This window comes from Mizugakiibacter sediminis (assembly GCF_000953855.2).
Lineage (GTDB): Bacteria > Pseudomonadota > Gammaproteobacteria > Xanthomonadales > Rhodanobacteraceae > Mizugakiibacter > Mizugakiibacter sediminis.
Map to the genome: position 1 here is coordinate 1 of NZ_DF970188.1, position 10637 is coordinate 10637.

General features: G+C 71.7%; 10 protein-coding genes and 1 pseudogene. 9 read left to right on the forward strand and 2 right to left on the reverse strand.

Features of this window, described 5'->3' with window-relative positions; genetic code table 11:
* The 9 genes and pseudogenes from MBSD_RS07280 to MBSD_RS07320 all read left to right on the forward strand — a co-directional run.
* On the forward strand, nt 1-462 hold a 462-nt coding region (locus MBSD_RS07280; RefSeq protein WP_114693218.1), incomplete at its 5' end, for an ABC transporter permease subunit.
* Nucleotides 459-1076 (forward strand): annotated as a pseudogene (locus MBSD_RS07285) (ATP-binding cassette domain-containing protein); the annotation flags it as partial. The gene MBSD_RS07280 and the pseudogene MBSD_RS07285, both read left to right, overlap by 4 nt.
* Before the next feature lie 124 nt (nt 1077-1200).
* Nucleotides 1201-1659 carry an LEA/WHy family protein gene (locus tag MBSD_RS07290; RefSeq protein ID WP_062536470.1) on the forward strand — a complete coding sequence of 153 codons (459 nt, stop codon included), beginning with the start codon at nt 1201-1203 and terminating at the stop codon, nt 1657-1659.
* Nucleotides 1660-1670: 11 nt separating this feature from the next.
* Complete coding sequence (locus MBSD_RS07295) at nt 1671-3461, forward strand: acyl-CoA dehydrogenase C-terminal domain-containing protein (RefSeq protein ID WP_062536471.1); 1791 nt, start codon at nt 1671-1673, stop codon at nt 3459-3461.
* 112 nt (nt 3462-3573) lie between these two features.
* Nucleotides 3574-4050, forward strand: a complete 477-nt coding sequence (locus tag MBSD_RS07300; RefSeq protein ID WP_062536472.1) for a GNAT family N-acetyltransferase — start codon at nt 3574-3576, stop codon at nt 4048-4050.
* A 161-nt stretch (nt 4051-4211) separates the two neighbouring features.
* Nucleotides 4212-4808: an HNH endonuclease gene (locus MBSD_RS07305; protein WP_062536474.1), complete on the forward strand. Its 597-nt coding sequence runs from the start codon at nt 4212-4214 to the stop codon at nt 4806-4808.
* Between the two features lie 151 nt (nt 4809-4959).
* Nucleotides 4960-6858 carry a chloride channel protein gene (locus MBSD_RS07310; RefSeq protein ID WP_062536476.1) on the forward strand — a complete coding sequence of 633 codons (1899 nt, stop codon included), beginning with the start codon at nt 4960-4962 and terminating at the stop codon, nt 6856-6858.
* Nucleotides 6859-6980: 122 nt separating this feature from the next.
* A complete protein-coding gene (gene dxs, locus MBSD_RS07315) occupies nt 6981-8879 on the forward strand; it encodes a 1-deoxy-D-xylulose-5-phosphate synthase (RefSeq protein ID WP_062536478.1) in 1899 nt (632 codons plus the stop codon).
* Nucleotides 8880-9034: 155 nt separating this feature from the next.
* Nucleotides 9035-9265 carry a hypothetical protein gene (locus tag MBSD_RS07320; RefSeq protein ID WP_062536480.1) on the forward strand — a complete coding sequence of 77 codons (231 nt, stop codon included), beginning with the start codon at nt 9035-9037 and terminating at the stop codon, nt 9263-9265.
* Nucleotides 9266-9414: 149 nt separating this feature from the next.
* Here the strand turns inward: MBSD_RS07320 and MBSD_RS15145 are convergent, their stop codons facing one another.
* Together MBSD_RS15145 and prmC are read right to left on the reverse strand one after the other, a co-directional pair.
* Entirely contained in the window at nt 9415-9759 is a 345-nt protein-coding gene (locus MBSD_RS15145; RefSeq protein ID WP_148667831.1) for a hypothetical protein, read from the reverse strand.
* A gap of 110 nt (nt 9760-9869) precedes the next feature.
* Nucleotides 9870-10637 (reverse strand): peptide chain release factor N(5)-glutamine methyltransferase (gene prmC / locus MBSD_RS07325; RefSeq protein WP_062536482.1); only part of this gene is annotated, 768 nt, incomplete at its 5' end.

The following is a 10637-nucleotide window of genomic DNA, read 5'->3' on the forward strand; positions in this document are numbered from 1 at the left end:
GCGGGCCCGCTCGGCCGCGTGCTGGACGCGCTCGGCGTCAGCGTCGCCTTCCGCTGGACCGGCGCGGCGATCGCCGCCGCGGTGATGGGCCTGCCGCTGCTGGTGGTGTCGCTGCGCACCGCCTTCGATCAGGTCGACCGCCGCTACGAGCAGGCCGCGGCGACGCTGGGCGCGCCGCCGTGGCGCATCTTCGCCGGCGTGACCCTGCCGCTGGCGGCGCGCGGGCTGATCGCCGGCTGCGTGCTCGCCTTCGCGCGCGCATTCGGCGAGTTCGGCGCCACCATCACCTTCGTCGCCAGCATCCCCGGCCAGTCGCGCACGCTGGCGGTGGCGATCTACGAATTCCTCAGCGTGCCGGGCGGCGAGGCCGACGCCGCGCGGCTGGTGTGGGTGGCGGTGGCGGTGGCGTTCGCGGCGACGCTGGGCGCGGCGGTGCTGCAGCGCGAAGGGCGGCGGCCATGATCGACATCGACATCGCGCTCGCGCGCGACGGCTTCGCGCTGGAGACGGCGATCGCGTCCCGGGCGCGCGCGCTGGCGCTGTTCGGCCCGTCCGGCAGCGGCAAGACCACCCTGCTGCACGCGCTGGCCGGGCTGATCGCGCCCGCGCGCGGCCGCATCGCGCTGGACGGCCACGTGCTGTTCGATCGCGCCGCCGGCATCGACCTGCCGCCGGCCGCGCGCGGCCTCGGCGTGGTGTTCCAGGACCTGCGCCTGTTCCCGCACCTGTCGGTGCGCGACAACCTGCTGTACGGCGCGCGCCACGCCCGCGCGCGCAGCCGCGTCGCCGAGTTCGATGCGGTGATCGCGCTGCTCGGCCTGGGCGCGCTGCTGGCGCGCCGCCCGGAGTCGCTGTCCGGCGGCGAGGCGCGACGCGTGGCGATCGGCCGCGCGCTGCTGGCGCAGCCGGTGGCGCTGCTGCTGGACGAACCGCTGTCCGGCCTGCACCGCGAGGCGCGCGCCGAGGTGCTGCACTATCTCGCCGGGCTGAAGCGCGAGCTGCGCGTGCCGACCCTGCTGGTCAGCCACCAGGCCGACGAGGTGACCGCGCTGGCCGAGGAAGTGGCGCTGATCGAGGACGGCCGCATCCTCGCCACGCTGCCGGCGGCCGCGTTCCGCGCGCGCTTCGCCGCAGTACCGGGCTGACGCGCGCCGCCGCCGCGGGTACGCTACCATTCAAACGACCGTTCGAGGCACGCCCATGACCAGGCTGATCGCATCGTTGCTGTCGGTTGCCTTCCTGGCCGTCCTGCTCGCCGGCTGCGCCGAGACCCGCCCGCTGCAACCGCCGGCGGCGAGCGTGCAGCAACTGCGCGTGGAAGGCGACGGCGACTGGAACATCGTGTTGCGCGTCCAGAACCAGAGCTTCGCGGCGATGCATGTCGGCAACGTGCGCGTCGAGCTGCGCGTCGCCGGGCAGCTCGCCGGCACGCTGGACGCCAGCCCGGCGCTGGACATCCCGCCGCTGTCCGCCGACGTCGTCGAGATGCGCCTGCGCCCCGCCGCCGGCGCCGCGGCGACGCTGAAGGGCGAGAGCGTGGCCTACGCGCTGGCCGGCGAGATCCGCGTCGGCAAGACCGACCGGCACACCACCACCATGCCGCTGCAGAGCAAGGGCTGGCTGTCGCCCGTGCCCGGCCTCGCCGGCGTCTACCGCTGACAGGAAACATCATGAGCACCTACACCGCACCGCTGGCCGACATGCGTTTCGCGCTGTACGACTTCCTCGGCGCCGAAACGCTGTACGCGCGCCTGCCCGGCTGCGAGTCCGCCACCCGCGACGTGATCGACGCCGTGCTGGAGGAAGCCGCCCGGCTGTGCGAGCAGGTGCTGGCGCCGCTGAACGCGGTCGGCGACCAGGAAGGCTGCCGCTACGACCAGGCCACGGCGAGCGTCGCCACGCCGCGCGGCTTCAAGCAGGCCTACGAGCAGTTCGTCGGCGGCGGCTGGTCCGGCCTGACCGCGCCGGCCGAGTTCGGCGGCCAGGGCCTGCCGGAGAGCATGGGCGCGCTGGTCAAGGAGATGATCGACTCGGCCAATCTCGCCTGGGGCACCTATCCGCTGCTCTCGCACGGCGCCACCGAGGCGCTGAAGCAACACGGCGAGCCGTGGCAGCAGCAGGCGTTCCTGAAGCCGATCGTCGAGGGCCGCTGGACCGGCACGATGTGCCTGACCGAGCCGCACTGCGGCACCGACCTCGGCCTGCTGAAGACGCGCGCGGAACCGGCCGGCGACGGCGTCTACCGCATCACCGGCACCAAGATCTTCATCACCGCCGGCGAACACGACTTCACCGAAAACATCGTCCACCTGGTGCTGGCGCGCCTGCCGGACGCGCCGGCCGGCACCAAGGGCATCTCGCTGTTCGTGGTGCCGAAGTTCAAGGTCGCGCGCGACGGCAGCATGGGCACGCGCAATGCGCTGGCCTGCGGCGCGATCGAGCACAAGATGGGCATCAAGGGCTCGGCCACCTGCGTGATGAACTTCGACGGCGCGGAAGGCTATCTGGTCGGCCAGCCGCACCGCGGCCTCGCGGCGATGTTCACCATGATGAACACGGCACGCCTCGCCGTCGGCCTGCAGGGCCAGGCGCTGATCGAGCGCGCCTACCAGAGCGCGCTGGCCTACGCGCGCGAGCGCCTGCAGATGCGCGCCCTGTCCGGCGCCAAGTACCCCGACAAGCCGGCCGATCCGCTGATCGTGCATCCCGACGTGCGGCGCATGCTGCTGACGCAGAAGGCGTTCTCGGAGGGCGGCCGCGCGCTGGGGGTGTACGCCTACGCGCTGGTCGACATCCAGCACCACGCCGCCGACGAGGCCGAACGCAGGCGCGCCGAGGAGCTGGTGTCGTTCCTGACGCCGATCGTCAAGGGCATGCTGACCGAAGCCGCGGTGGAGTGCACCAACCACGCCCTGCAGATCTACGGCGGCCACGGCTACATCGCCGAGAACGGCATGGAGCAGTTCGCCCGCGACGCGCGCATCACCACCATCTACGAGGGCACCACGCAGATCCAGGCGCTGGACCTGCTGGGCCGCAAGATCATGCAGCAGCAGGGCGCCGGCCTGCGCCACTTCCTCGAGGAGATCAGCGCGTTCTGCCAGGCGCGCGCCAAGGACGCCGCGCTGGCCGAATTCATCGGCCCGCTGGCGGTGGCCGCCAAGGAATGGGGCGACCTGACCATGGCGCTCGGCAAACGCGCGATGGAGAACCCGGAGGAGGTCGGCGCGGCGGCGGTGGACTACCTCTTCTACTCCGGCTACGTCGCCCTCGCCTACGTCTGGGCGAAGAGCGTGGCCGCCGCCGAGGCGTCCGCGCAGGATGCCGGCTTCAAGGCCGCCAAGCGCCACACGGCGCGCTTCTACTTCGCCCGCCTGCTGCCGCGCACGCGCGCGCACCGCGCGGCGATCGAAGCCGGCGCAGACAGCCTGCTGGCCATGCCCGACGCGCAGTTCGGCTGAGCGGCGCGCGGGCGGCGGCAGCGCTGCCGCCCCTTCCCTTCCGCCGCCGGCTCGGGTAAGAAACGCAGCGCGAACGCATACGACCCTCACGCACGCCACGCGGGGATCCACGATGACCGACGCGCCCATCCGCATCCGCCTCGCCGAAGCCGAGGACGACGCCTTCATCCTCGGCTTGGCCGAGCGCTTCACCGGCTTCGAACTGCCGGCCTGGCGCAAGCGCGGCGAAACCACCGCCGGCATCCGCCGCGACATCGAGCGGCACCTGCGCGAACAGCCGCCCAATTCCTACATGTTCGTCGCCGAGGACGACGACGGCGAGCGCGTCGGTTTCCTGCACCTGCAGAAGGTGGTCGACTTCTTCACCGGCCAGCCGAACTGCCATATCTCCGACCTCGCCGTCGCGCCCAGCCGCGAAGGCCAGGGCATCGGCCGCGCCCTGCTAGCCTACGCCGACGCGTGGGCGCGCGAACACCATTGCAAACTGGTCACGCTGGCCGCATTTCCCGGCAACGAGCGCGCCCGCGGGCTGTACGAGAAGCACGGCTTCGGCGTCGACCTGCTGCGCCTCGCCAAGGCGGTGAAGTAGGTCCGGACCGGCTCCGCCACGACCCGTTCCCCGCCGCATTCCCGCGCCGTCCCGCCGGCGGAGGATTTTCCTGCCGTCAAAATTTTGTTCTATGCTGGGCCGGTTCCAGGGAGCAATCGCGGCAGGATCGCCGGCCGGGCCGGTTTCCACTGGAGGCATGCATGCTGGTCGTCGAGCCACGCAGAATGGCTGACATCCACAGCACCCGCGTACTGTCGCTCGATTCGACCGGGCGCATCCTCGACTGGATGAGCTGGCAGGACGCGGTCTGCCTGTACGTGCGGGGCGCGGTGGCGTGGACGCTGGGCGATCCCTGCCTGACCATCCACGGCGGCACCAGCCGCGAAACCGGCCTGCAGAGCACGATCGAGCTGCACCCGATCGTCGCCAGCACCGGCCATTGCCGCGAGCACGCGCTGGATCCCTCGCCCGCCCTGACCAACGCCGCGCTGTTCGCGCGCGACCGCCACATCTGCCTGTACTGCGGCACCCATTACGTGCGCAGCGAGCTGACCCGCGACCACGTGGTGCCGCTGTCGAAAGGCGGGCGCGACATCTGGGAGAACGTGGTCACCGCCTGCCTCGCCTGCAACATCCGCAAGGGCGGGCGCACGCCGCAGCAGGCGCATATGCCGCTGCTGGCCGTGCCGTACCGGCCGAGCTGGGTCGAGCACCTGATCCTCTCCAACCGCAACATCCTCGCCGACCAGATGGAATTCCTGGTCAACCACCTGCCGCGCGACCGCCGGCCGACCTGAGCCCCGCGCGCGGCGCGTGAACGCCGTCATGCCCGCGCGGGCGCAAATCCGCCAGGAAGAGCTGCCGTCGTGGCGCGGCGCCGTTTGGCGCGCGCGGCGCCGCGGCGTTACCCTGTTGCGTTCCCCTGCCGCGATCCCGGACCGGAAAACCATGAACACGCCCCGCAGCGAGGAGATGGCCCACCCCAGCGTGCGCACCGAAGGCAGCACCGACGCCCTGCCGTTCGCGCCGTCGCTCGGCCTGGTGCTGGACGCCGCGCGCATGCCGCGCCGCTCCACCCTGGTCGACCGCCGCGTGCTGCTGATCACCGCCGTCGCCGTCGTGATCGCTGCCGGCGCCGCGCTGATCGCGCAGGTGTTGACCGCGCTGATCGGCCTGGTGACCAACCTCGCCTTCTACGGCCGCTGGTCGGTCGACTTCGTCTCGCCCGCCGGCCACCACCTCGGCGCCTGGGTGATCCTGGTGCCGGTGGCCGGCGGCCTGATCGTCGGCGCGATGGCGCGCTACGGCTCGCAGGCGATCCGCGGCCACGGCATCCCCGAGGCGATGGAGCAGGTGCTGCTGAACGAATCGAAGATCGCGCCGCGCATCACCTTCCTGAAGCCGGTCTCCTCGGCGATCGCCATCGGCACCGGCGGCCCGTTCGGCGCCGAGGGCCCGATCATCGCCACCGGCGGCGCGATGGGTTCGTTCCTCGGCCAGTTGCTGCACGTCACCGCGGTCGAGCGCAAGACGCTGCTCGCCGCCGGCGCCGCCGCCGGCATGGCCGCGGTGTTCGGCTCGCCGGTGTCGGCGCTGATCCTCGCCGTCGAACTGCTGTTGTTCGAGCTGAAGCCGCGCTCGCTGATCCCGGTGGCGCTGGCCGCGGTCACCGCCACCGGCGTGCGCTACGCGCTGGTCGGCTCCGCGCCGGTGTTCCCGATGCCCGGCGTCAGCGAGCCGGGCGGCGCCGCGCTGGCCTGCTACATCGCGCTGGGCGCGCTGATCGGCTTGGTCAGCGTCGGCGTCACCCGCATCGTCTACGGCATCGAGGACGCGTTCGAGAAGCTGCCGATCCACTGGATGTGGTGGCCGGCGATCGGCGGCCTCGCCGTCGGCGTGATCGGCTACTTCGCGCCGACGACCATGGGCGTCGGCTACACCAACATCGAGGCGATCGTCGCCGGCCACCTCGGCATGGCCGCGCTGGCCTCGCTGTGCGTGCTGAAGTTCCTGTCGTGGTCGATCGCGCTGGGCAGCGGCACCTCGGGCGGCACGCTGGCGCCGCTGTTCACCATCGGCGGCGCGCTGGGCGCGCTGGCCGGCATGCTGCTGGCGGCGTGGGCGCCGCGGCTCGGCATCGACCCGCGCATCGCCGGCCTGGTCGGCATGGCGGCGATCTTCGCCGGCGCCTCGCGCGCGCTGCTGGCGACGATCGTGTTCGCCTTCGAGACCACGCAGCAGCCGTTCGGCCTGCTGCCGCTGCTGGGCGGCTGCGCCGCGGCCTACCTGATCTCGGCGCTGCTGATGCGCAACACGATCATGACCGAGAAGATCGCGCGCCGCGGCGTGCGCGTGCCCAGCGAGTACGCGGCCGACTTCCTCGAGCAGGTCACCGCCGGCAAGGCCTGCACGCGCGACGTCGTCTCGCTGCACACCGCGGACGAACTGGGCGAGGTGCGGCGCTGGCTGAACTCCGGCAAGGCGGAGGCGCAGCACCAGGGTTATCCGGTGCTGGACGACCAAGGCCGCGTGCGCGGCGTGGTCACGCGCCGCGACCTGCTCGACCCGGGCCAGCCGGAGCTGCGCCGCATCGGCGAGCTGATCAGGCGCGAGCCGATCGTGGTGCGCGAGGACCACTCGCTGCGCGAGGCCGCCGACCACATGGTCGCGGAAAACGTCGGCCGCCTGATCGTGGTCAGCCGCGATCCGCCGCAGCGCATGGTCGGCATCCTCACCCGCGGCGACCTGCTGGCCGCGCACGCGCGGCGCCTGAAGGAGGCGCACCAGGCCGGCCGCCACATCCGCATCCGCCAGGCGCTGAAGCGGCGCCTCGATACGCTGGGCTGAGCGGTTCGGGCGACGGCGCGGCCGTGCCGCCGCCTGAACGGCGGCGGCGAGACCGGGCAATGGCGCCGTGCCGCCCCTTCGCCGCCATTGCCGCGCTTCCGCCGCCGTCGGACAATAGGCCGATGATCGACCCCGCCCGTTATCCGCGCCTGGCGAACGTCGCTTCGCCCGCCGACTTGAAGCGCCTGCCCGAAGCCGAATTGCCCGAGCTGGCGCGGGAGCTGCGCGAATACCTGATCGAATCGGTGGCCACCTCCGGCGGCCACTTCGGCGCCGGGCTGGGCGTGGTCGAGCTGACGGTGGCCCTGCAATACCTGTACGACACGCCGCACGACCGCATCGTCTGGGACGTCGGCCACCAGTGCTACCCGCACAAGATCCTCACCGGCCGCCGCGATCGCATCACCACGATCAAGAAGAAGGACGGCCTGGCGCCGTTCCCCAAGCGCGACGAGAGCGAGTACGACACCTTCGGCGTCGGCCACTCGTCCACCTCGATCTCGGCCGCGCTGGGCATGGCGATCGCCGCGCAGCGCAAGGGCGACCCGCGCAAGATCGTCGCCGTGATCGGCGACGGCGCGATGACCGCCGGCATGGCCTTCGAGGCGCTGAACCACGGCGGCGACGTCGAGCCCGACCTGCTGGTGATCCTGAACGACAACGGCATGTCGATCAGCGAGAACGTCGGCGCGCTGACCAAGATGCTGGCGCGGCTGATGGCCAGCCGTACGCTGAACGCGCTGCGCGAGCGCGCCAAGCGCGCCATGCCGAAGGGCGGCGTCGCCTGGCGCTTCGTCAAGCGCTGGGAGGAGCATGCCAAGGGCATGTTCGTGCCCTCCACGCTGTTCGAGGAACTGGGCTTCCACTACACCGGCCCGATCGACGGCCACGACCTGCCGCTGCTGCTGCAGTCGCTGCGCACGGTCAAGGACCTCAAGGGGCCGCAACTGCTGCATGTCGTCACCACCAAGGGCAAGGGCTACCCGCCCGCCGAACGCGAGCAGATCGAGTACCACGCGGTCGGCCCGTTCGACCCCGGCAAGGGCGTGGTGAAGAAGGCCGGCGGCGCCAGGCTCACCTACACCGAGATCTTCGGCGACTGGCTGTGCGACATGGCCGCCGCCGACGAGCGCCTGCTGGGCATCACCCCGGCGATGCGCGAAGGCTCCGGCCTGGTGCGCTTCTCGCAGCAGTTCCCGCAGCGCTATTTCGACGTCGCCATCGCCGAGCAGCATGCGGTGACGCTGGCCGCCGGCATGGCCTGCGAAGGCGCCAAGCCGGTGGTGGCGATCTATTCCACCTTCCTGCAGCGCGCCTACGACCAGCTGATCCACGACGTCGCCCTGCAGAACCTCGACGTGCTGTTCGCCATCGACCGCGCCGGCCTGGTCGGTCCGGACGGCGCCACCCACGCCGGCAGTTTCGACCTCAGCTACCTGCGCTGCATCCCCAACATGGTGGTGATGGCGCCGGCCGACGAGAACGAATGCCGGCAGATGCTGACCACCGGCTTCCGCTACCCCGGCCCCGCCGCCGTGCGCTATCCGCGCGGCACCGGCCCGGGCGTCGCCCTGCAGCCCGAGCTGACCGAACTGCCGATCGGCAAGGCCGAGCTGCGCCGCCGCGGCCGCCGCCTCGCCATCCTCGCCTTCGGCAGCATGGTGGCGCCGTCGGCGGCCGTCGCCGGCGAACTGGACGCCACGCTGGTCAACATGCGCTTCGTCAAGCCGCTGGACGAGGCGCTGGTGCTGGAGATGGCGCGTAGCCACGCGGCGCTGGTCACCGTCGAGGAAAACGCCGTCGCCGGCGGCGCCGGCAGCGGCGTCGCCGAACTGCTGGCCGCGCACGGCGTCGTCGTGCCGATCCTGCACATCGGCCTGGCCGACCGCTACCTCGAGCACGGCAGCCGCGAGGAAGTGCTGGCGATCGCCGGGCTCGACATCGCCGGCATCCGCGCCGCCGTGCTCAAGCGCTTTCCGCAGTTCGCGCCCGCCGCCGCGCCGCGCGGCGCGGTGGGCTGAACCTGCGTCACCGCGGGTCCGCGCCGGGGCGCGCGGCACGCATGTGCCCGTGCGCGGCCGACGTTCGTTCCCTTTGATCGTCGTCAAACCGCGCCGGCGCCGACGCGCGATGCTGCACCGAGGCATCGCTGGATGCCGCACGCTGCGGAGGTCCCATGGACACGCTCACCCGCGACGAGGTCTTCGAGATCGTCGGCGAACTCGATGACGCGATCCTGCTCGACCTGATCGCCACCGGCGCCACCTACGGCGAGCTGCTCGAAGCCTGCACCTGGCTGAGCAGCGACGACGCCATGGGGGAAATCCTCGAACACCCGCCGCAAGGCCGCGTCGCCGAACTGTGCGACATCCTCAGCCGCATGGACTGGCCGGACGAGCGCGACTGACGCAGCGCGCCGCGGGATGGGGCAGGGCGGGCCTTGGCCCACACTCGCTTTTGCCGATGGCTACGTACGACGGGCCAAGGCCGCCCCATGCATGATAAGTCTCATAGGCGTGTGCCGACGGTACGTCTCGTCGGCACACATGCAGCGCCCTACTTGCTGGTATTCACGCAACGAAACGTGATGGTGGCTGATGCCGTGGTCGCCGGATGCGCGCCGATAAAACCATTGGGGCCATGACCCACCACGGCCGTCCCAGCCTTCGCTTCATTTCCGCTCGCCTGAGCCAACTCTGCTGTGCCTCCCCTCTGCGCACAGAAGGCATTGGCCTTCCCCATCAACTCTGCGATCTTTTCTCCTTCCGAGCCGAAGATTGTCGCGTTCCTTCCCGCCACCATATAAAGATCATTGCCGATTGACGTAATCGGCGACTGCGTAGCGCAACCCGCCAAACACACGGCGCCGAGGACGCCGTACCTCGCCATTATTTTGAGCATGATTTCTCCCCTTGTGCGACGCATGCGCATGACCACAGAGCGGTCAGCACGGAGAAATTACCCCCCCACGCATTGCAACCCGGGCGACGCACTACAGTGGAGACGTCACGTCATATGCTGCCGCCACTGACGCGCTCGCGTCCTTCCAGATCGCGCGCGCTGAACACTTCGCGGTAGCCGGCCGCGGCGAGCAGCGCGCGCACCGCCGCGCCCTGCCGGTAGCCGTGTTCGAACAGCAGCCCGCCGCCGGGACGCAGGTGCGCGCGCGCGTCGCGCACGATGCGGCGGATGGCGTCGAGGCCGTCGGCGCCGGAGGCGAGCGCGGCGGCCGGCTCGAACCGCAGGTCGCCCTCGCCGAGATGCGGATCGCCGGCGGCGATGTACGGCGGGTTGGAGACGATCAGATCGAAGTCGCGCGCCTCGCCCAGCGCCGCGCACCAGTCGCCCTGCGCGAAGACGACGTTGCCGAGGCCGAGCCGCGCCGCGTTGCGCCGCGCCACCGCCAGGGCCTCGGCGCTGGCGTCGGTGGCGACGACGCGCGCGCGCGGCCGCTCGCGCGCGATCGCCAGCGCGATCGCGCCGCTGCCGGTGCCGAGATCGGCGACGCGCGCCGCGGCGTCGGCAGGCAGCCGCGCCAGCGCCAGCTCGACCAGGCGTTCGGTCTCGGCACGCGGGATCAGCGTCGCCGGCGTCACCTCGAGTTCCAGCGACCAAAAGCCGCGCCTGCCGACGAGATAGGCGACCGGCTCGCCGGCGAGGCGGCGCGCCAGCAGCGCGGCGAAAACCGCCTGCGCGGCCTCGTCCACCGCGTCGCCGGCGTGCGCGTACAGCCAGGCGCGCGGCTTGCCCAGCGCGTGCGCCAGCAGCAGTTCGGCCTC

Bases quoted from the DNA above. Each gene is read 5' to 3' on its own strand.
- MBSD_RS07290 (WP_062536470.1), top strand. From the start codon at position 1,201: ATGACCAGGCTGATCGCATCGTTGCTGTCGGTTGCCTTCCTGGCCGTC.
- MBSD_RS07295 (WP_062536471.1), top strand. From the start codon at position 1,671: ATGAGCACCTACACCGCACCGCTGGCCGACATGCGTTTCGCGCTGTAC.
- MBSD_RS07300 (WP_062536472.1), top strand. From the start codon at position 3,574: ATGACCGACGCGCCCATCCGCATCCGCCTCGCCGAAGCCGAGGACGAC.
- MBSD_RS07305 (WP_062536474.1), top strand. From the start codon at position 4,212: ATGCTGGTCGTCGAGCCACGCAGAATGGCTGACATCCACAGCACCCGC.
- MBSD_RS07310 (WP_062536476.1), top strand. From the start codon at position 4,960: ATGAACACGCCCCGCAGCGAGGAGATGGCCCACCCCAGCGTGCGCACC.
- dxs (WP_062536478.1), top strand. From the start codon at position 6,981: ATGATCGACCCCGCCCGTTATCCGCGCCTGGCGAACGTCGCTTCGCCC.
- MBSD_RS07320 (WP_062536480.1), top strand. From the start codon at position 9,035: ATGGACACGCTCACCCGCGACGAGGTCTTCGAGATCGTCGGCGAACTC.
- MBSD_RS15145 (WP_148667831.1), bottom strand. From the start codon at position 9,759: ATGCTCAAAATAATGGCGAGGTACGGCGTCCTCGGCGCCGTGTGTTTG.